This window comes from Pseudomonas sp. NPDC078416, from assembly GCF_050268485.1.
Classification (GTDB): Bacteria; Pseudomonadota; Gammaproteobacteria; order Pseudomonadales; family Pseudomonadaceae; genus Aquipseudomonas.
On the sequence record NZ_JBNNGV010000005.1, the window covers coordinates 147,182 to 168,363 of the forward strand.

The 21,182-nt window shown below is 61.1% G+C and carries 19 protein-coding genes; 9 read left to right on the top strand and 10 right to left on the bottom strand.

Annotated elements, in window-relative coordinates:
- Positions 1 to 18 precede the first annotated feature (18 nt).
- From ACQKEN_RS08450 to ACQKEN_RS08465, 4 genes are all read left to right on the top strand, one after another.
- Positions 19 to 333 (top strand): hypothetical protein, encoded by a 315-nt coding sequence (locus tag ACQKEN_RS08450; protein WP_427685059.1) that lies wholly within the window; start codon positions 19 to 21, stop codon positions 331 to 333.
- 225 nt (positions 334 to 558) lie between these two features.
- Entirely contained in the window at positions 559 to 981 is a 423-nt protein-coding gene (locus ACQKEN_RS08455; protein WP_427685061.1) for a cupin domain-containing protein, read from the top strand.
- A gap of 541 nt (positions 982 to 1,522) precedes the next feature.
- On the top strand, positions 1,523 to 1,789 hold the full coding sequence (locus tag ACQKEN_RS08460) for a hypothetical protein (protein ID WP_427685062.1): 267 nt from the start codon (positions 1,523 to 1,525) through the stop codon (positions 1,787 to 1,789).
- A gap of 135 nt (positions 1,790 to 1,924) precedes the next feature.
- A complete protein-coding gene (locus ACQKEN_RS08465) occupies positions 1,925 to 2,317 on the top strand; it encodes a RidA family protein (RefSeq protein ID WP_427685064.1) in 393 nt (130 codons plus the stop codon).
- 101 nt (positions 2,318 to 2,418) lie between these two features.
- Here ACQKEN_RS08465 and rlmKL read toward each other — a convergent pair whose 3' ends face one another.
- Entirely contained in the window at positions 2,419 to 4,689 is a 2,271-nt protein-coding gene (gene rlmKL / locus ACQKEN_RS08470; protein ID WP_427685066.1) for a bifunctional 23S rRNA (guanine(2069)-N(7))-methyltransferase RlmK/23S rRNA (guanine(2445)-N(2))-methyltransferase RlmL, read from the bottom strand.
- Positions 4,690 to 5,260: 571 nt separating this feature from the next.
- Here rlmKL and rmf point away from each other — a divergent pair.
- The gene (gene rmf, locus ACQKEN_RS08475; RefSeq protein WP_074887169.1) at positions 5,261 to 5,476 is read left to right on the top strand and encodes a ribosome modulation factor; all 216 of its coding nucleotides are present in this window, start codon (positions 5,261 to 5,263) and stop codon (positions 5,474 to 5,476) included.
- Between the two features lie 151 nt (positions 5,477 to 5,627).
- Here rmf and ACQKEN_RS08480 read toward each other — a convergent pair whose 3' ends face one another.
- Complete coding sequence (locus tag ACQKEN_RS08480) at positions 5,628 to 6,650, bottom strand: quinone-dependent dihydroorotate dehydrogenase (protein ID WP_427685068.1); 1,023 nt, start codon at positions 6,648 to 6,650, stop codon at positions 5,628 to 5,630.
- Between the two features lie 273 nt (positions 6,651 to 6,923).
- Between ACQKEN_RS08480 and ACQKEN_RS08485 the strand changes: the two genes are divergently transcribed.
- The 4 genes from ACQKEN_RS08485 to ACQKEN_RS08500 all read left to right on the top strand — a co-directional run bounded on the left by ACQKEN_RS08485 (position 6,924) and on the right by ACQKEN_RS08500 (position 12,553).
- Entirely contained in the window at positions 6,924 to 8,132 is a 1,209-nt protein-coding gene (locus ACQKEN_RS08485; protein ID WP_427685070.1) for a CmpA/NrtA family ABC transporter substrate-binding protein, read from the top strand.
- 12 nt (positions 8,133 to 8,144) lie between these two features.
- A complete protein-coding gene (locus ACQKEN_RS08490; protein WP_427685072.1) occupies positions 8,145 to 8,720 on the top strand; it encodes an ANTAR domain-containing response regulator in 576 nt (191 codons plus the stop codon).
- A 917-nt stretch (positions 8,721 to 9,637) separates the two neighbouring features.
- Positions 9,638 to 10,849, top strand: a complete 1,212-nt coding sequence (locus ACQKEN_RS08495) for a nitrate/nitrite transporter (RefSeq protein ID WP_427685074.1) — start codon at positions 9,638 to 9,640, stop codon at positions 10,847 to 10,849.
- A gap of 3 nt (positions 10,850 to 10,852) precedes the next feature.
- Positions 10,853 to 12,553, top strand: coding sequence for a protein kinase domain-containing protein (locus ACQKEN_RS08500; RefSeq protein ID WP_427685076.1), 1,701 nt, complete (start codon positions 10,853 to 10,855; stop codon positions 12,551 to 12,553).
- Positions 12,554 to 12,722: 169 nt separating this feature from the next.
- Here ACQKEN_RS08500 and ACQKEN_RS08505 read toward each other — a convergent pair whose 3' ends face one another.
- The 8 genes from ACQKEN_RS08505 to ppsA form a co-directional block, all read right to left on the bottom strand.
- On the bottom strand, positions 12,723 to 13,757 hold the full coding sequence (locus ACQKEN_RS08505) for an OmpA family protein (protein ID WP_065988496.1): 1,035 nt from the start codon (positions 13,755 to 13,757) through the stop codon (positions 12,723 to 12,725).
- Between the two features lie 107 nt (positions 13,758 to 13,864).
- Positions 13,865 to 14,455 carry an RNA polymerase sigma factor SigX gene (gene sigX, locus ACQKEN_RS08510; RefSeq protein WP_369304096.1) on the bottom strand — a complete coding sequence of 197 codons (591 nt, stop codon included), beginning with the start codon at positions 14,453 to 14,455 and terminating at the stop codon, positions 13,865 to 13,867.
- 89 nt (positions 14,456 to 14,544) lie between these two features.
- Positions 14,545 to 15,369: a mechanosensitive ion channel family protein gene (locus ACQKEN_RS08515; protein WP_037011040.1), complete on the bottom strand. Its 825-nt coding sequence runs from the start codon at positions 15,367 to 15,369 to the stop codon at positions 14,545 to 14,547.
- Positions 15,370 to 15,371: 2 nt separating this feature from the next.
- Positions 15,372 to 15,641, bottom strand: a complete 270-nt coding sequence (locus ACQKEN_RS08520; RefSeq protein WP_133770678.1) for a CrfX protein — start codon at positions 15,639 to 15,641, stop codon at positions 15,372 to 15,374.
- Between the two features lie 86 nt (positions 15,642 to 15,727).
- Positions 15,728 to 16,723 carry a zinc transporter ZntB gene (locus ACQKEN_RS08525; RefSeq protein WP_427685078.1) on the bottom strand — a complete coding sequence of 332 codons (996 nt, stop codon included), beginning with the start codon at positions 16,721 to 16,723 and terminating at the stop codon, positions 15,728 to 15,730.
- Between the two features lie 51 nt (positions 16,724 to 16,774).
- Positions 16,775 to 17,263, bottom strand: a complete 489-nt coding sequence (gene rraA / locus ACQKEN_RS08530) for a ribonuclease E activity regulator RraA (protein WP_122534574.1) — start codon at positions 17,261 to 17,263, stop codon at positions 16,775 to 16,777.
- Between the two features lie 236 nt (positions 17,264 to 17,499).
- On the bottom strand, positions 17,500 to 18,492 hold the full coding sequence (locus tag ACQKEN_RS08535; protein WP_427685079.1) for an alpha/beta fold hydrolase: 993 nt from the start codon (positions 18,490 to 18,492) through the stop codon (positions 17,500 to 17,502).
- A gap of 170 nt (positions 18,493 to 18,662) precedes the next feature.
- Entirely contained in the window at positions 18,663 to 21,038 is a 2,376-nt protein-coding gene (gene ppsA, locus ACQKEN_RS08540; protein ID WP_427685081.1) for a phosphoenolpyruvate synthase, read from the bottom strand.
- Positions 21,039 to 21,182 lie beyond the last annotated feature (144 nt).

Genomic DNA, 21,182 nt, shown 5'->3' on the forward strand with positions numbered 1-21,182 from the left:
AACAAAGGGATTCACATCATGATCAAGACTAAATTGACTGCCCTGACACTCGCTGGCCTGATGGCTGTTGCTACCGGTTCAGCGTTCGCTGGCTCCACAGGCCCGACCGACCCGATCGACAAAAACGGTCCGAAGCCAAGCACCTCGACCAGCGGCCAGAGCAGTGACGGCAGCTCGCCAGGCACTTCGACCCCGGGCACCAAAGGCATGGGCAGCACCAACGGCACCAACCGCACCGACGCTGACGGCGGCGGGATGACCAACGGCAGCGGCATGGGCGGCAGTGGCGGCGGCACCGGTGGTGGCGCGAGCGGTTCCAGCGGCAGCAAATAAATCGCTCTGGTGACCGCTTGGCCTTGAGCGAGATGCGCCGAGCAGCACAGAATACGATGAAGGGCCGAATGTGATTCGGCCCTTTTTTCGTTTCCGACTTTTTGTTTTCGATTTTTTTCCGAAGGAAGGCGATTGGCCCCCTGATCTTTTGGTTGATTGGATGTGGGCGCATTGCATCAGTGGGCTTAGCGTAGGGCTTATCAATCGCTGCCGGATGATCCGCTCATGAAACCGCTCATACACCTCGCCGTCCCCCTCTGCTGTCTGGCCTTTGCCGGGCTATTGTCCGCCGGCAGCGCCCAGGCCCACGATGCAGAACACGAAAAGGTCACCGTGCTGGAAGAGCACCCGATGCTCAACGCGCCAGGTAAAAAAGCCATGGCGCTGACCGTCGAGTACACGCCGGGCCAGGCCTCCATCGCCCACAGTCACAGCGGCAGCGCGATCGCTTACGTGCTGGAAGGCGAGGTGATTTCGAGAGTCAACGACGGCAAAGCGATCACCTATAAGGCAGGCCAGACGTGGTACGAACCGGCCGGGTCGAAGCACTACGAATCGCGAAACGCCAGCGCGACGAAGCCTGCGAAATTGCTGGTGTTCATTCTGCTGGACGACAAGGCCGACATCCTCACGCCCCTGCCGAAGTGACGTTGAGGGTGATCCGACAGGCCTCTTCCCGGCTGAAGCCGGTCTCACCACAGGACCGCGTGCTGTCAGTGGGACCGGCTTTAGCCGGGAAGGCGTCGGATGCCGCACCGCATACTGGGTGGCGTACACACGCCCCATCAGCGACGCCAACCAATGTAGGAGCGCGCTTGCCCGCGAAGGCGTCGGCGTGTTCAGCACAAATAGCAGCTGATACACCGCGTTCGCCAGCATGCCGGCTCCTACAGTGATTCTGGTTAAATGGGGGATTTGCGTCGGCTGCAACACGTGTAGGAGCTTGCCCGCGAACGCGATATGTCAGACGCTAAAGATGCAGCGCATGCACTGGCCTCTTCGCGGGCAAGCGCGCTCCTACAGGTGTCCGCGCACTGTCAGGGGGGACTGCAGTGGTCAATCAAACTGGGCTTATCCCGGCTGAAGCCGGTCCCACTACGTGATGGGCTAAATTTTCCGCCGCCGCTGTCGATACGCTATTCGTAGAGCCCGAATATCGGGTCGGACCGAATCAGTGAAAGGCAAAAGTATGTACACAAACATTTTTCTGCTGGTAGAGCATGGCCGCGATCAAGGTGAAGTTTCTGTTTTGGGTTGGTTCGATGACGAACGCGCCGCGCAGGACACCGCCGAGGCCATGGAGTGGAAAGCGTATCGCGACGAAGCCAAGCGTCATCACCAGTGGTCGAGCAAACCCCTGCTGCCGCCGGACCAGAATCCTCATCGACGGTTCTGGGTCAAAGGCATCTCGAAATTCAGCCATACACCGGCACCCCGTTCATGGGCGGTGCATTGATCGCACGTTTGTAACGCTTCAGGGTAGCGGGCGTACGCCTGATGTGTCCCGCTACATCCATTCCCATCAGCCTGGACGGACGTCACGCACCTGAGATAGCGTGCGGCTACCACCGACTCCCAGGCGTCCACCCACATGACCGATCGTCAACTCATCGTCCCGGACAACATGCGCTTACTCGCCGAACGCGCGGGTTATGCCCCTGCCGTCAAGGTCGGCAAAACCCTCTACTGCGCCGGGCAGGTCGGTCGCACCCACGAGTTAGATGTCATTGAGGACCCGGAGCAGCAATTTCTCGCAGCGTGGGAAAACCTGCGGCGGGTACTGGAAGCGGGAGGATGCACCTTCGAAGACGTCGTCGACCTGACCACCTACCACATCGATCTACACGTCCATATGCCCGTATTCAGGGCGGTGAAGAACAGCGTCTTCCCCCGTGGCACTTGTGCGTGGACATGCCTGGGCGTCAGCGATCTTGCAAAGCCTGGCCTGCTGGTGGAAATCAAATGCGTCGCGGTGCAGCGCTGATCATGAAGGGGGTGCCTTGCGCGGGACATGCAAGGCGAAAGGGCTCGGACAACGCAGGCTGACCCGCCGGGTATTCCGACACGTCAGCCTGGCCATTCGCGTTACCGCGCGGTGATTTTCCAGGCGCGGTGGATTTTGCCGTTACGTGCAAAGTCCGGATCGACCGTGTGCTGGGTGATTTCCTCCACCGCGTAACGCCCCACCAGCGTCTCTTCGAGCTGGAATTTGCGGAAGTTGTTGGAGAAATACAGCACGCCGCCCGGCGCCAGGCGCGCCATCGCCAGGTCGATCAGTTGCACCTGATCGCGCTGCACGTCGAACACGCCTTCCATGCGCTTGGAGTTGGAGAAAGTAGGCGGGTCGATGAAGATCAGGTCGTACTCTTCGCGACTGGCCTCCAGCCACACCATCACGTCGCTCTGCTCCAGACGGTTCTTGTCCGAAAAGCCGTTCAGCGACAGGTTGCGGCGCGCCCAGTCCAGGTACGTTTTCGACAGGTCGACGCTGGTGGTGCTGCGCGCCCCGCCCTTGGCCGCGTGAACGCTGGCGGTTGCGGTGTAGCAGTAGAGGTTGAGGAAACGCTTGCCCGCCGCTTCACGCTGGATGCGCATGCGCATCGGCCGGTGATCGAGAAACAAACCGGTGTCCAGGTAATCGGTGAGGTTGACCAGCAGCTTCACGCCGCCTTCGTTGACCTCGTTGAATTTGCCCTGGGCGCTTTGGCGCTCGTACTGCTTGGTGCCGCTCTGGCGTTCGCGACGCTTGACCACCACGCGGCTCTTGTCGATGCCGAGCGCCTGGGGGATGGCGGCCAGGGCGTCGAACATGCGGATCGAAGCCTTTTCCGGGTCGATGGACTTCGGCGCGACGTATTCCTGAACGTGGACCCAGTCGTGGTACAGGTCGATGGCCATGGCGTACTCGGGCATGTCCGCATCGTAGACGCGGTAGCAATCGATGCCTTCGCGCTTGACCCACTTGCCCAGCGCCTTGACGTTCTTCTGCAAGCGATTGGCGAACATCTGCCCGCCTTCGCTCAGGCGCGGTTGCTCGATGACCGGCGCAGGGGCCGGCGTCGGCTTGATCGGGTTGCCATTCTTGTTGTACTGGCGCTCTTGCGGCTCGTCCGGCGCCTGATCGTAAGCGGCTTGATCACGCTCGGCCTGGCGCTGCTCGGGAGTGCGGCGCTCGCCAGTCACGAACTGATCCGGCAGCACTTTGATCAACAACAGCTTGCACGGCAGTGCGCCGTTCCAGAACGCGTACTGCTTGTGGCTGCGAATGCCCATGCGCTTGCCCAGGTCGGGCGCGCCGGTGAAGACTGCCGCTTCCCAGTTCAGACAGGCCTGACGCAGACGCTCGCCGAGGTTCTGATAGAGGTACAACAGGCTGGCTTCGTCGCCAAGGCGCTCGCCGTACGGCGGGTTGCAGATCACCAGACCGGTCTGGTTCTGGTCGGGACGCGGCTCGAACGTCGCCACTTCGCCCTGATAGATCTTGATCCACTCGCTCAGGCCGGCGCGCTCGACGTTGTTGCGGCCTGGCTGAATCAGACGCGGGTCGGCTTCGTAACCGCGAATCCACAGCGGCGGCCTGGCCAGACCCGCTTGCGCACGCTCCAGTGCTTCGTCATGCAGCTTGCGCCAGATCGCCGGCACGTGGCCCAGCCAGGCAGAGAAACCCCAGCGCTCGCGCTTGAGGTTGGGCGCGATGTCGGCGGCAATCATCGCCGCCTCGACCAGGAAGGTACCCACGCCGCACATCGGGTCAGCCAGCGCGCCGCCTTCAGCGGCAATGCGCGGCCAGCCCGAGCGGATCAGGATCGCGGCGGCCAGGTTTTCCTTGAGCGGCGCGGCGCCCTGCTGCAGACGGTAGCCGCGCTGGTGCAGGCTGTGGCCGGACAGGTCAAGGGACAGAATCGCTTCGCCCCGGTCCAGACGCAGGTGCACGCGCAGGTCCGGATTGAGTTTGTCGACCGACGGACGCACGCCGTCTGCCGTGCGCAGGCGGTCAACGATGCCGTCCTTGACCTTCAATGCGCCGAAATGTGTGTTGTCGATGCCCGAACCGTGACCGCTGAACTCCACGGCCAGCGTACCTTCAGCTTCAAGGTGGTCAGCCCACTCGATATCGTGCACGCCGTGGTAGAGGTCCTCGGCGTCCTTCATCGGGAAACGCTTGAGGACCAACAGCACCCGGTTGGCAAGCCGCGACCACAGACACAGCCGGTAGGCGGTCTCCATGTCGGCGGTGCCGCGGATGGCGGAAGTGTGTTCGCGGGTTTCCTCGAGACCAAGGGCGGTGGCTTCCTCAGCCAGCAAGCCTTCGAGGCCTTTGGGGCACGTGAGGAAAAGTTCGTAACGGTCCGACATGAGTATTCCAGAGCCTTGGGCTATAGCGGCCGGACAACGCATTGTCCGGCCCGATTCCAACAGACGCCTTTCAAGGAGGACGCCTGCGCGGCACACAGTTTGTGCCTGTCCCTCACACCGATACATTTCGAGTGCGACGGTCCGCCAGCACATGAGCGCCGACGTTTTGATGTTAAAAAACCACTATTCAGCACGACGGCGGCTGCAATAAAAAGTCACATCGCTGACCCTTCGTCGTTTTTCCGCTGACTGCAAACGGCCAGCACTCGCAATTGCGAAACACTTGCACTGCCACGGCAAAGCCCCGTTTAAAAGGGGTCCCCGCACAAAACACTTGTCAAACGAGTGGTTGCTTATGGTCGTAATGCCTGAATGGTTACGTTCTTATGACAAAACGATCATTCACAGCGCATCTTTCATTGGTTAGAAATCAACCAAGGTCATCGCCGCAACGGCGGTGGCATCAAGCCCGCGACGCCGGCAGCGGGCCGCTAAGGGCAGAAAATTTTCTGCCCGACCTCAATCTGAGGTCTCCAGGGACATTACAGTCAACAAACGAGGGCAACACCCTATGAGAAGACTTAAGCGTGATCCGATGGAAAGAGCATTTTCGCGCGGATACCAGTATGGCGTATCCGGTAAATCCCGTGAGCTTTGCCCATTTACTCTACCGTCAGTGCGTCAAGCCTGGATCAATGGCTGGCGAGAAGGACGCGGCGACAACTGGGACGGTATGACCGGCACTGCGGGCATTCACAGACTCAACGAACTTCACGCGGTCGGCTGACGCAACCCTCACGTTACAGCCTGACCTAAAGCTTCTTCGACATGCTTGACCGATTCACCATTACCACGCACGCCCCACCCGGGCGGCGGGCTCAAGCCCAAGAGGGGTTCCAGTCGGAACCCCTCTTTTCGTCCGGATGAAGCGGGATGGATCAGCGGGACATCGCCGCGATCGCGTCCACCGACTCGCGAATCAGCGCCGGCCCCTTGTAGATAAAGCCCGAATAAATCTGCACCAGACTCGCCCCGGCAGCGATCTTCTCGGCTGCGTGTCTGCCTTCGGTAATGCCACCGGCCGCAATGATCGGCAAGCGCCCGCCCAGCTCACCGGCCAGCACCTTGACGATGTGCGTGCTCTGCTCGCGCACCGGCGCGCCCGACAGGCCACCCGCTTCGTCGCCGTGGGGCAAGCCTTCAACCCCCTGGCGGCTGAGGGTGGTGTTGGTCGCGATCACCGCGTCCATGCCCGACTCCAGCAACGCGCCGGCAACCAGTACGGTCTCTTCATCGCTCATGTCCGGTGCAATCTTGATGGCCAGCGGCACGCGTTTGCCGTGAATCAGTGTCAGGGCTTCCTGGCGCAGACGCAGGGCTACGAGCAGTTGCTTGAGCGAGTCGCCGAATTGCAGGCTGCGCAGGCCCGGCGTGTTCGGCGAACTGACGTTGACGGTGATGTAACTGGCGTGGGCGTAGACCTTGTCCAGGCAGATCAGGTAGTCATCGACGGCGCGCTCAACCGGGGTGTCGACGTTCTTGCCGATGTTGATGCCCAGCACGCCCTTGTATTGCGCGGCCTGCACCCGGCTGACCAGATTGTCGACGCCCAGGTTGTTGAAGCCCATGCGGTTGATGATGGCTTCGGCGTGGGGCAGACGGAAAATGCGCGGTTTGGGATTGCCCGGCTGAGGCCGTGGCGTGACGGTGCCGATCTCGACGAAACCGAACCCCAGTTGCGAGAAGCCGTCGATGGCCGCGCCGTTCTTGTCCAGCCCCGCCGCCAGCCCGACCGGGTTGGGGAAGCGCAGGCCCATGACGGTCACCGGCAGCTGCATCGGCGCCTTGTTGAACAGGCCGTTTAGCCCCAGACGCCCGCCTGCTCCGATCAGATCGATGGACAGATCGTGGGAAGCTTCCGGGGAGAGTTTGAACAGTAACTGGCGGGCCAGGTTATACATGGGCGGGCGCGGCTCGATTGCGGCTGGGATCAGCGGCGGATTATAAACGCCGGCGCAGGCGAAGCGCGAGGCATGTCGAGAACTTTGCTGACTGACCTGCTCGCCGCTGGCATATCGCTTGCTTTAAGTGCTGTATCGACTCGATCCAATGGCGGAGCGAGACACAGGACAATGACGTCGCTGTCGCCGCGGTTCAATCGGGGCGAGGCGGCGTTTTTTTTGGACGATCGGCGGCGTTGAAAGGCGCGTCGGCCTCCACGCGGAATGGCACTCATGAATGACACGCTCACCCCCTCGCAGGCCTGGGTCAACGGCAGCGATGCACCGGAGCTGGCCAGCGTCGACCTCGGTTTCATGGCGCTCACCGACAGCGCCTCGCTCATCGTCGCCGCGACCCAGGGCTTCGCCCAGCCCTATGGCCTGCACATCAACCTGCACCGCCAGCCATCGTGGGCCAACCTGCGCGACAAACTGGTCAGCGGCCAATTGCATGCGGCCCACAGCCTCTACGGCCTGGTCTACGCCGTGCAACTGGGACTGGCCGGGCCGGCAAAGAACATGGCGGTGCTGATGGGGCTGAACCAGAACGGCCAGAGCATCAACCTGTCGCGGTCACTGCAGGAGGCTGGTGTGACCACTCCTGATGCACTCGATCGACGCACGCACCAAAGCGACTCAAAACTGACCTTCGCCCAGACCTTTCCCACCGGCAATCACGCCCTGTGGCTCTATTACTGGCTCGCGAGCCAGGGTATTCATCCGCTGCGCGATGTCGACAGCGTGGTGGTGCCGCCGCCGCAGATGGTCGAGCACTTGCAGGCCGGGCGTATCGACGGCTTTTGCGTCGGCGAGCCTTGGGGTGCCAGCGCCGTTCAGCAAAACCTGGGCTTCACCCTCGCGACGTCCCAGGCCATCTGGCCGGATCACCCGGAGAAGGTGTTGGCGTGCAGCCTGGAATTCGCCGAGCAGTACCCGAACACGGCGCGGGCGCTGGTGATGGCCGTGATTGAAGCCAGTCGTTTCATAGAAGAGAGCGCTGACAATCGCCGAAGCACGGCGCAGTTGCTCAGCGCCGCCGAGTACGTCAATGCTCCCGTCGGCGCCATCGAATCGCGGCTGCTTGGCGAATACGACGACGGGCTCGGCAACCGGTGGCACGACCACCACGCTATCCGCTTCCATGGCGACGGTGAGGTGAACATGCCGTGGCTTTCCGACGGCATGTGGTTCATGACCCAGTTCCGCCGCTGGGGCTTGTTGCGCGAAGACCCGGATTACCTCGGCGTCGCCCGCAGCGTCCAGCAACTGGGCCTGTACCGCAAGGCCGCCGAAGCACTGGGCGTCGCCGTGCCGCCGTCGCCCATGCGCAGCAGCCAGCTGATTGACGGCAAAATCTGGGACGGCAGCGACCCGGCGCGTTACGCCCGCAGCTTCAAGCTGCACGCGCTGGCCGATGCGGCCCTCGTTCATGCTGATCGCTGAGGAGACGCCAAGATGCTGCGAATCCTGCTGATCAACGACACCCCTAAAAAGGTCGGTCGCCTGAAAGCGGCGCTGACCGAAGCCGGTTTCGAGGTGATCGACGAATCCGGGCTGATCATCGACCTGCCGGCCCGGGTCCACGCCGTGCGCCCGGACGTGATCCTCATCGACACCGAATCGCCGGGCCGTGACGTGCTGGAGCAAGTGGTGCTGGTGACCCGCGATCTGCCACGCCCGATCGTGATGTTCACCGACGAGCACGACCCCGTTGTGATGCGTCAGGCGATCAAGTCCGGGGTCAGCGCCTACATCGTCGAAGGCATTCACGCCCAACGCCTGCAGCCGATTCTGGACGTCGCCATGGCCCGCTTTGAAAGCGATCAGGACCTGCGCGCGCAACTGCATGCCCGCGATCAGCAACTGGCCGAGCGCAAGCGCATCGAGATGGCCAAGGGACTGCTGATGAAGATGAAGCAGTGCAACGAGGAAGAGGCCTACACCCTGATGCGACGCCAGGCCATGAGCCGCCAGCAGAAGCTGATTCAGGTGGCAGAGCAGATCATCGCCATGAGTGAGCTGCTGGGCTGAGCGCATCCAGGCCCGGACGACCTCGGCGTGAATGGCTACACCCACTCTCTCTGTAGAGACCGGCTTTGGGTAGGCCGAAAGTTGGATGCCTTACCAAGGTCCACTGTAGGAACGCGCTTTCCCGCGAACGCGGTGTGCCTGTGACGAACCCATCGCCTGACACTCTGCCTTCGCGGGCAAGCGCGCTCCTACAGGTTGAGTGGCCGACGCCATTTGCTCGTTTGACGCATGCCTACTGCATGAGCCGGCTTGCTGCGGGCCGCGATCGGACGAACCCATTGTGGCAGCTGACGACTGAGCCGCTGACCCACCGCCCCCACTGCCCCACTGCATTCGCCAGCAAGCCAGCATCTGCCGGCTTTGGTCATTCCGAAGGTAGGGTGCCTCGCCGAGATCCACTGTAGGAGCGCGCTTGCCCGCGAACGCGGTATGCCTGTGACGAACCCATCGCCTGACACTCTGCCTTCGCGGGCAAGCGCGCTCCTACAGGTCCAGTGCCCGACGCCATTTGCTCGTTTGACGCTAGCCCATTGTAGGAACCGGCTTGCTGCGGGCCGCGATCGGACGAACCCACTGTGTCAGCTGACGCTGTGCCGCTGACCCACTGCATTCGCCAGCAAGCCGGCTCGAAAAAATGCGCAGGGCCTGCCGAATTCATCCCAACCCGGAGTCTGGCGCGCATTTGGCCCATGTATTGCTAGCTACACATCACAGGTAACCAACGGCGGTTGCCCACTCACGACAAAGACGTCGCACCCCTTCGCGAAAGCGTACAGGGCTGCGGCGTTTTTTCGTTTTTGCCCTGAGTACATCGGGGCGGGTGGAGTGCCGGTCTGGTGCTTCGCCTGCATGACCTGAACCGTAGCGGTGCGAGAGACATCTCCACCGAACACGAATCCCTGCAGATGAGGTGGTAGATGAACACGAGTTTCTGGAAAGCCGGCCATAAACCGACATTGTTTGCAGCGTTCCTGTATTTCGACCTGAGCTTCATGGTCTGGTACCTGCTCGGCCCGATGGCGGTGCAGATTGCCGCCGACCTGCACCTGACCACCCAGCAACGCGGCCTGATGGTGGCGACGCCGATTCTCGCGGGTGCGGTGCTGCGGTTCATCATGGGCATGCTCGCCGATCAGTTGTCACCGAAGACCGCAGGGATCATCGGCCAGGTTATCGTCATCGCCGCGCTGCTTGGTGCCTGGCAACTGGGCATTCACAGCTATGAACAAGCGCTGCTGCTAGGGGTATTTCTCGGCATGGCCGGCGCGTCCTTCGCGGTGGCCCTGCCGCTGGCCTCGCAGTGGTACCCGCCGCAGCATCAGGGCAAAGCCATGGGCATCGCCGGGGCCGGCAACTCCGGTACTGTGTTCGCGGCACTGATCGCACCCGTGCTGGCGGCCAGTTTCGGCTGGAACAACGTGTTCGGCTTCGCCGTAGCGCCGCTGCTGCTGACCCTCATCGCTTTCTCCCTCATGGCCAAAAACGCTCCGGAACGCCCCAAAGCCAAATCCATGGGTGACTATTTCAAAGCCCTGGGCGACCGCGACAGCTGGTGGTTCATGTTCTTTTACAGCGTCACCTTCGGCGGCTTCATCGGCCTGGCCAGCGCCCTGCCCGGCTATTTCAACGATCAATACGGCCTGAGCCCGGTGACCGCAGGTTACTACACCGCCGCCTGCGTTTTCGGCGGCAGCATGATGCGGCCACTGGGCGGCGCCCTCGCCGATCGCTTCGGCGGGATTCGCACGTTGTCCGGCATGTACGCCGTCGCGGCGATCTGCATCGCTGCCGTCGGTTTCAACCTGCCCAGCTCCTGGGCCGCACTGGCGCTCTTCGTCGCGGCCATGCTAGGCCTCGGCGCTGGTAACGGCGCGGTGTTCCAGCTGGTACCGCAACGCTTTCGCAAAGAGATCGGCGTCATGACCGGCCTGATCGGCATGGCCGGCGGCATCGGCGGTTTCCTGCTCGCCGCCGGGCTTGGCGCCATCAAGCAGAACACCGGCGAGTACCAACTGGGACTGTGGCTGTTCGCGTTCCTCGGCGTACTGGCATGGTTCGGTTTGATGAACGTCAAGCGTCGCTGGAGAACCACCTGGGGCTCGGCCGCCGTCACCGCCGCCCGTGTCTAGCCCATGAGCGTCAATCAACCACTGAAGCCGGTCGCGCCCACTGCGACCGGCTTGCAACTGCGCGTCGCCGAGTTCAGCGCGACCGGGCCGCGGGCGGAGAATCAGGACGCCATTCGCGTGGTCACCCCTGCTCCGGCGCTGGCCGCCAGCAAGGGTTACCTGTTCGCCCTCGCCGACGGCGTCAGCCAATGCGCCGACGGCGGCCTTGCATCCCGGGCCACGCTGCAAGCGCTGGCGATGGACTACTACTCGACGCCGGAAACCTGGAGCGTCGCCCAAGCCCTCGACCGCCTGCTGCTGGCACAGAATCGCTGGCTGCTCGCCAACGGCCTGTTGACCACACTCAGTGCGCTGGTCCTGCGCGGGCGTCGTTTCACCCTGGCCCATGTCGGCGACTGCCGCGTGTACCGATCGCACTCAGGCCTGCTCCAGCGAATCAGCCAGGACCACGTCTGGGAACAGCCGGACATGCAGAATGTGCTGAAACGCGCGCTGGGTCTTGATCAATACGTGGTCATGGATTACCTGGACGGCGAGCTGCGCCAGGGCGAGCGCCTGCTGCTGGTCAGCGACGGCGTGTGGGCAACGTTGAGCGATGACCGAATCAGCTCGATTCTCAACGAACAGACAGACCTGGATACGGCTGTCCGAACGCTGGTCAACGCCGCGCATCTCTCGGGCAGCGCCGATAACGCCAGCGCCTTGCTGGTACAGGTGGAGCAGCTGGGCTCGGACAGCCTGGGCGAAACGCTGCTGCAACTTCAGCAATGGCCTGTCCCGCCGCTCCTCAAGGCTGGCCAGACGTTCGAAGGCTGGCAGGTCGAAAGCCGTTTGAGCGACTCGCGACAATCCCTTCTGTATCGCGTACGCGACAGCCAGCAGCACCCGTGGTTATTAAAGACGCTGCCGCCCTCGCGGCTCGACGAGGCCGGCGCGGCAGAGGCCTTGCTGCTCGAAGAATGGTTCCTGCGTCGCGTCGCGGGTCGCTTCTTTCCAGAACTGCACCCGCTCGGCCAGCGCCAGCATCTGTACTACGTGATGCGTGAGTGCTCAGGCCAGACCCTGGCTGAAATCTTTGATCAGGAGGGGCCGATGGCGCTGTCGCCGTGGCTGAGTCTGGCCCGGGAGTTGATCGCTGCCGTTGGTCTGCTGCACCGGCGCAACATCATTCACCGCGACATCAAGCCGGAGAATCTGCTGCTAGAGCAGGCGGGAGGTTTGCGCATTCTGGATTTCGGGCTGGCCTACAGCCCGGGCCTGTCAGTGGATCAACGTAGCGACGTGCCCGGCACGCCCAGCTTCATGGCCCCTGAAGCCTTCGAAGGCGCGGAACCCAGCCCAGGCTTCGACCTGTATGCCGCCAGCGTCACGCTGTATTTCCTGCTGACCGGTCAATATCCCTATGGCGAGATCGAGCCCTTCCAGCGCCGCCGCTTCGGCAAGCCGCTGCCGGTCAGTCGCTACCGCCCGGATCTCCCGGAGTGGCTGGAGCAGCATCTGCAACGCGCCCTGCAGGCTGATCCGCTGAAGCGCTTCGAGACCGCCGAGCACTGGCTTGTACACTTTGAAAAGGGCGAACTTTCGCCGCTGAATAAGCGCCCGACGCCGCTGCTGGAGCGTGAGCCATTGCTGGTATGGCGCGCGATCGCCCTGCTGTCGCTGGTGATGAATCTGATCTTATGGGTGTTCATGCTCAAGCGCTAGTTCGAGCTTACTCGGTAAAACCCACTCGCTTAAATGGATCCATGTCTGGCCTGGGCAGGTCGGCGTACTCGTGCCAACTGAAACACACGCTCACCATAAGCCATCTGTTATCAAATCGCAGGCAAAGAAAAACCCGGCCTGGGCCGGGTTTTTCGTGAAGCGAGGCTAATTACTTAGCTTGGGCTTCTACTTGTGCTTCTACGCGACGGTTTACAGCGCGGCCAGCGTCAGTTGCGTTGTCAGCAACTGGGCGGGATTCACCGTAGCCAACCGAGTTTACGCGGTTAGCGCCAACACCGTACTGGTTAACCAGAACTTGCTTAACGGCGTTTGCACGACGCTCGGACAGCTTCTGGTTGTAAGCGTCAGGACCGACGGAGTCAGTGTGACCTTCAACAGTGGTGGTGGTTTGTGGGTACTGCTTCATGAAGTCAGCCAGGTTCTTGATGTCGCCGTAGCTGTTTGGCTTCACAACCGACTTGTTGAAGTCGAATTTAACGTCCAGCTCAACGCGTACGACTTCAGCAACAGCTGGGCAGCCGTTAGCGTCAACAGTCACGTTTGCCGGGGTGTCAGGGCACTTGTCAACGTTGTCGCAAACGCCGTCGTTGTCGCTGTCGGAGCACACTTCAGCTACTGGAGCCGGTGCTGCTTCAACTTTCTTCGAACCGCCGCCGAAGTTCACACCGATACCGACGCTTGGCGCCCACTCGGTGTCGCCTTGGTCGATGTTGTACTGAGCTTCAACGCCAGCACGGGCATAGAAGTTGTCAGTGAAGTACAGCTTGGCACCGCCGCCGATGTTGGCGAAGGTGGAGCGGTTACGACCGTTGCTGCCGTTCTGATCGATGCTCTGATCGGAGAAACCAGCCGAAACGTATGGACGCAGCATGTCGCCCGGGTTGTTGAAGTGGTACAGAGCGTCCAGAGCGGTGTTCGCGCCCTTGATGTTCTGGCCATTGTCGCTACGGACGTTGTGCACTTCGTCATAGCCCAGACGCAATTCAACGTCGTCGGTCAGGAAGTAGCCAACAGAACCGCCGAACAGGTTGCCGTCGTTTTTGAAATTACGAGCGCTGTCGAACTGTTCTTTCTTGGCGAAGCCTTCGATTTCGACTGCGCCTTGGCCTTGAGCCAGAGCGCCGAACGAAGTTGCGGCAACAATAGTACCAATGGCCAAGCCCAAGGTGTTTTTCAGTTTCATCCGTTAAATCCCCATCTGGTGATTGTAAAGCAGTCCCCCTTAGCGAGAGACAACTCGTCGGCAAGTCTATCAGAACTTGCCTGCTCGTTAGAGATATTTGCACCGAGTTAAGTTTCGGTAACGCCTGCAAATTTCTCACGTAATTTATCAAGTGCCCGTTTGTAACGCATTTTGGTGGCACTCAGGCCCATGTGCATGATGTCTGCGATCTCCTGAAACTCCAGCTCTGCGACGAATCGTAGCACCAGAATTTCCCTGTCGATCGGGTTCACATGCACAAGCCAACGATCAAGCCCGCCCTTTTCTTCTGGTTTTGGCGTCTTTTCTTCCGACGCTTCCTCGAGGGGGTCAAGACTCAAAGCGTCCAGCAACCGACGCTTTCGCCGCTCCTTCCTGTACTGCGTGATGCATTCGTTGTACGTGATGCTGTAGAGCCAGGTTTTGAACTTCGATTTACCCTCGAAGTTCTTCAAGCCATACAACACCTTAAGCATCACTTCCTGACAGACATCGTCAGCATCGCGATCGTTCCCCAGATACCGTGCGCAGACGTTAAAAAGTGTCCGCTGGTAACGACGCATCAGCTCTTCGTAGGCACGCGTCACATGAAACAGCTCGGCGTGCGAACGCGCAACCAGCTCCTCATCGGAGAGCTCGCGTGGGTCGTAGCGCAGAGAGGGCGTTTGAGCGTTATTCAAAACAAGTCGTGCCGACAGTCGGGTAGATGTCCGCCGCGCCCGGGAATCGCCCGGGTTTTGCGGCGGCATACATTAGCAGATTCGCCGGCTCAACGGCTGCTCACTCGCTGCTCGAGGAGGATCCGGTTGGACAAAGACACCAACTCGCCTTCCTCGGTCAGCAGGGTGGTCTTCACCGTGCCAATTTCTTCGATCTGCCCTTCGACCTCACCCACACGCACTTGTTGCCCTACCTGATACAACTCACGTACATAAATTCCTGCCAGGATCTGGCTCGCGATTTCGCGGCTTCCCAGTCCCATGGCCAGTGCAACGGCCAGACCAACGGTAATCAAACCGATAACAATTACATGGTTCAGCAGGTCGGTCTTGACCTCCAGCTGACTGATCGCCACCGATATACTGATGATGATCACCAGCCACTGGGCGATTCGCCCCAGGCCGGCCGAGTAATCCAGGCCTACCCCTTCGGCGGCGCCACGCACGATACCGTTGACCAACTGCGCCAGCAATACCCCGACCAGCAACACCAGTGCGGCGCCGAACACCTTCGGCAGGTAGAGCGCCAGCATGTCCAGCGTCGCGGAAACCCGCTCCAGTCCCAGCGATTCTGCCGCCGACACCAGAAAAATCAAGAGCACGAACCAGTAGACGATCTTGCCGATCAAGGTCGAAATCGGGACCTGAATGCCCGCGCGGCTGATCAGCTTGGTCAACCCGGTGCCGCCCATCAGGCGATCCAGACCGAGTTTGGCCAACAACTTGGACAGCAGGGTGTCGAGCAGTTTTGCAACCACGAAACCCAGAAGCACTACGACCAGCGCGCCGAACAGATTCGGGATGAAGTTCGCGACTTTGGTCCATAACGCAGTCATTGCAGTAACCAGGCTCTGCGTCCAGAGATCCAATTCCATATTCAATCAGCCTTGTCTTGTGCACCGGTACCGGTAAACGTAGTACCGGCACGTGTCGCCTTGCGGCGAGAAACGGGTGAAACGTGAGCGGAGCCGTTGTTCACGGCGATCATCAGAGCCTGCGTGCAACGCCCCAGAAGACTGAACAGATCACCAGCGCCCACCTGACGGTTGGCGGTCTTCAACACTCGGCCCAGAACGGCATCGTCGTCCCGGCTGCTGGACGAAGCGTTGAGCATGTCGCGCAGTGATTCTTCAAACGGGTCGTGCATAGGCACCTCACGCAATGTCACTGAAAGACGCAGCCAATTCTGTCTGAGTCACACGACACACCTCAACGCCTTCCGTTTTTTTACACTCACACCCAGCGCAATCGCTTGAACAACCACATTTGTCCCACCGCAACGGCCAGCATCAACAGGCAGGCGTACACAAATCCGTAGGGATTTTCCGACCCGGGGATGCCGCCCACGTTGATGCCCAACAAACCGGTCAGGAAGCTCATCGGCAGGAAGATGCCGGTGATGACCCCGAACCGATAGATGGTCCTGTTCATGCGCTCGTTGCGACGCCTGTCTTCGGCCTCAAGTACAAGCCCCACGCGCTCTTTGGTTAATTCCAGCTCTTCAAGATAGCGCGTCAGGCTGTTGTTCAATTCGTTCCAGTAATCCGCGTCATCCTCCACAAACCACGGCATTTTGCTGCGCGTCATCTGTGCGTAGATCTCACGCTGGGGCGCAAGGAACCGACGCAGTCCCGCCGCTCGCCTGCGGATATGAACCATGTTGCCGTGCTCGGGCAGATACCGCTCGTCGGCATCTATACGTTCTTCCATGTCATCGACCAGTTCGGTCAGCTCGCTGACCACCGCCTGGACCTTGTCGGTCAGAAACTGAGCGAGATACAGCAACAATTCCGATGCTGTTTTTGGGCCCTTTCCTTCATTCAATGACGCAATCAGCTCATCGGTTGCCCGCAGCGAGCGCAGGCGCAACGAAATAACGCGCTGGGCGGCAGCAAAAATCCTCACCGAGACCATGTCTTCCGGCTCGGCGCCCGGGTTCAGGTTGATCCCGCGCAGGAACAGCAGCAACTCGTTGTCCGGCAAGGCCAGCAGGCGGGGCCGGGTGTTCTCTTCCAGCATGAGGTCACAGACGAATTCGCTAAGACCACTGGTCTTGCGCAACCACGTCTGGGTCTGCGGGTGGCTGCGGTCCCAATGGAGCCACACACTTTCGTGGGGCTCCAGCTGCAGGCCATCCAGTGCAGTTCGGGGGATTGAACGCGCCCCGCCCTTTCCGTCCAAAACGAGGGCATGAACCAGCCCCCACTGCGCGTTTGTTTCGTCGAACATTCCAATCCTTGCTGAGTGAATCGCTAACGGCGTGAAGAATAATAAGGCCGGTCAGTCCGGCATCTTCAGTGCGCTGGGCGAGACGATGATGCCGTTGTTGTCGGCATAGATGAACTCTCCCGGCTTGAACGTCACACCGCCGAAGGTCACCACCTTGCCCACATCACCCAGGCCACGTTTTTCGGTTTTCAGCGGATGACTGGCCAATGCCTGCACACCGAGGTCGGTCTGTGCCAGGACATCGACGTCGCGCACGCAGCCGAAAATCACCATGCCCTCCCAACCGTTTTTCGCCGCCTTTTCAGCGATCATGTCGCCGAGCAGTGCGCAGCGCAGAGAACCTCCGCCGTCCACCACCAGGACTTTGCCGTGTCCGGGCTGGTCGGCTTGCTCGCGCACGTGAGAATTGTCTTCGAAGCACTTGAGCGTGACGATCTCGCCGCCAAATGAATCACGGCCACCAAAGTTGCTGAACATCGGCTCTACCACCTGAACCAGCTCAGGGTAGGCATCGCACAAGTCCGGGGTGATGTAATGCATGGGTAACTCCTGTCAGGAAAGCTCTGTGATGAGGGTAGACAGCCACTAGGATAGACGGCTACGAGAAGGCGGCTTGAACGACCAACCCTCCACGCGCATTGCATCCTTTATATAGCACCTCAGGCACAACCGAAAATCTGACCAACGAGTCGCCACCTGCCGTCCGGCCCCGGTGTCGAGAATGAATGCAGCTTATCGCCAACTCCTCGGCCAAGGAATGGCTGGGCCCGTGACAATCACGGAGTTGCCATCATGTTCAGCGTTGATTCAGGCTTTACCACCGCAACATGCCGGTTCAGCCAGTCCGCCACACGCGGCCAGACCTGTGTTTGCGCGGCTTTGCTGACCAGCATGGGCACGTGACCGAAGTCTTCGCTGAAGCCCTGTTCGCGGCCAAGGACGAGAAAGGTCCTGTCGTCGCTGCCAAAACGCTCGAAGAGCTGGCGGCAGGCCCATTCCGGGTCCTGATGATCGCCACCGCCAGCCACGCACAGCAGCGGGACCGTCACCTGTTGCAGCCCGGCCCACCAGTCATCCTTCTTGTGCCCGAAGCCGCCGAACAGGCCATGCCAGCGCATGCTTTCCAGAAGGACGCCCGTGGGCTCGTCTTCCGGGCCGCGTTTGAAACGCGAGCCTGACACGTGCTCGAAGCGCTTGAGCAGCAGCCGTGCAGCCCATTGCAGCGGCGGCACTTTGAGCGGCCAGTGGCCGCGGGTGACCTGACTGCCGAACAGCGCCACCGACGCCGCATCGTCCGCCGTTAGATACTGGCCGCCCAAGGCCGCGGCGAGGGTCGTGCCGCCGAGGGAATGGCCGATCCAGTGCGGCGCGTCGCCGGTCTGCTCGCGCACGAACGCGGCGATGGCCGGCAGATCAAAGCGCGCATAGTCCGCGACGCAATTGGTTTTGTACGCACTGTTGCGCGCCGACAGGCCATGGCCGCGCATTTCCGGGATCCACACATCGAACCCGGCACGGGCCAGATAGGCACCCAGACCGATGCCTTTGGGGGAATACCAGAAGCGCCGGTTGGAAAAGCTGCCGTGCAGCAGGACCACCGGCACGCCTCGGGCATCCGGGGCCGACACACGACCCAGCCGGGTGACGGCGATTTCGACGGTGAAATCCGGGCTGTTGCCGGGCTTCAAACGGTAGACGTCCTCGGTCAGGTCGCCACGACGCTCGGCACTGATCAGGGCCACGGGGAAGAGATGACTGCTGCTTTGCATGGTGCTTTTGCTGGACGCTCTCGATGGATGGGGGCTGGCAGTTAGGCGGGACAGCAGGTTGACGCTGCCAGCGCGCTGAAAATCACCCACAAAAAAGGGCGGATTCGTTAAAAACCGCCCTTTAGGGAAACCGGCCCATGGAAACGGGCCGGCATCTTACTCGATCTGCATCAGGTTGGAGCGTCCTCTTCGGACAGGAAGAACCAGGTCTCCAGTACCGAATCAGGATTGAGGGAAACGCTTTCGATCCCCTGCTCCATCAACCAGCGCGCCAGATCCGGGTGATCGGACGGGCCCTGGCCGCAGATGCCGATGTACTTGCCGGCCTTGTTGCAGGCCTGAATGGCGTAGGACAGCAGCTTCTTGACCGCAGGGTTACGCTCGTCGAACAGGTGGGCGATGATCCCGGAGTCACGGTCCAGGCCCAGGGTCAGCTGGGTAAGGTCGTTGGAGCCTATGGAGAAACCGTCGAAGAATTCGAGGAATTCATCGGCCATCAGGGCGTTGGACGGCAGTTCGCACATCATGATGACGCGCAGACCGTTCTCGCCACGGGCCAGACCGTTTTCGGCGAGCAAGTCGATGACCTGGCTCGCTTCGCCCAGGGTGCGGACGAACGGCACCATGATCTCGACGTTGGTCAGGCCCATCTCGTTGCGCACGCGCTTGAGGGCGCGGCATTCGAGCTCGAAGCAGTCGCGGAAGTTTTCACTGATGTAACGCGACGCGCCACGGAAGCCCAGCATCGGGTTTTCTTCCTCTGGCTCGTACAGCTTGCCGCCGATGAGGTTGGCGTATTCGTTGGACTTGAAATCCGACAGCCGCACGATGACTTTCTTCGGCGAGAACGCCGCCGCCAGGGTGCTGATGCCTTCGACCAGCTTCTCGACGTAGAACCCGACCGGGTCGTTGTAACCGGCGATGCGCTTGTCGACGCTTTCCTTGATGTCCTGGGGCAGGTTGGCGTAGTTCAGCAGCGCCTTGGGGTGCACGCCGATCATGCGGTTGATGATGAATTCCAGACGCGCCAGGCCGATACCGGCGTTGGGCAGCTGGGCGAAATCAAAGGCGCGATCGGGGTTGCCGACGTTCATCATGATCTTGAACGGCAGGTCAGGCATGGCGTCGACGGAGTTCTGCTTGATGTCGAAGCCCAGCTCGCCCTCGAAGATGTAACCGGTGTCGCCCTCGGCGCAGGACACGGTGACGCCCTGACCTTCCTGCAACAGCTCGGTGGCGTTGCCGCATCCCACTACCGCCGGAATGCCCAGCTCGCGAGCGATGATCGCTGCGTGGCAGGTGCGCCCGCCGCGATTGGTGACGATGGCGCTGGCGCGCTTCATGACCGGTTCCCAGTCCGGATCGGTCATGTCGGAGACCAGCACGTCGCCGGGCTGGACCTTGTCCATCTCGGACACGTCTTTGATGATCCGCACTTTGCCGGCGCCGATGCGCTGGCCGATAGCGCGGCCTTCCACCAGAACGGTGCCCTTCTCTTTGAGCAGGTAACGCTCCATGACGTTAGCCGAGGTACGGCTTTTCACGGTCTCGGGACGCGCCTGCACGATGTACAGCTTGCCGTCGTCGCCGTCTTTGGCCCACTCGATGTCCATCGGGCACTGGTAGTGCTTTTCGATGATCATCGCCTGGCGTGCCAGGTTGCTGACTTCCTCGTCGCTGAGGCAGAAACGCGCGCGGTCGGCCAGATCGACGTCGATGGTCTTGACCGATTTGCCGGCCTTGGCTTCCTCGCCGTAGATCATCTTGATCGCCTTGCTGCCGAGGTTGCGGCGCAGGATCGCCGGGCGACCGGCTTCAAGGGTGTTTTTGTGAACGTAGAACTCGTCCGGGTTGACCGCGCCCTGTACGACGGTCTCGCCCAGGCCGTAGGCGCCGGTGATGAAGACCACATCACGGAAACCGGATTCGGTGTCCAGGGTGAACATGACGCCTGCGGTGCCGGTTTCAGAACGCACCATGCGCTGCACGCCAGCGGACAGCGCCACCAGCTTGTGGTCAAAGCCCTGGTGCACGCGGTAGGAAATGGCGCGGTCGTTGAATAGCGAAGCGAAGACTTCTTTCGCCGCGCGGATCACGTTTTCGACGCCACGGATGTTCAGGAAGGTTTCCTGCTGGCCGGCAAAGGAGGCGTCGGGCAAGTCTTCTGCGGTGGCGGAAGAGCGCACGGCCACAGCGATGTCCGGGTTGCCCGCGGAGAGCTCGGCGAAGGCGGTGCGGATTTCGGCGTTGAGCTTCTCGGGAAATTCAGCCTCCATGATCCACTGACGGATCTTCGCGCCGGTTCTGGCCAGCTCGTTGACGTCGTCGACATCCAGCGCATCGAGAGCCTGATGGATCTGATCATTCAGCCCACTCTGCTCAAGAAAATCACGGTAGGCCTGAGCGGTAGTGGCAAAGCCACCGGGAACGGACACGCCTGCGCCCGCCAGGTTGCTGATCATCTCGCCGAGGGATGCGTTCTTGCCCCCTACGTGCTCAACATCATGTTTGCCGAGCTTATCGAGGGAAACTACGTACTCTACCAAGGTGATCTCTCCACTAACCGGTTATTGTTGGAAACGCTTTGGTGCGGGAATCGCGGCGATTGAAAACGGGTAGACTGCGGCCAGCCATGGCCTGCAAGCCGGCCTATCATATCCACAAATGGCCATCAGCTTAAGGCCCCGGGG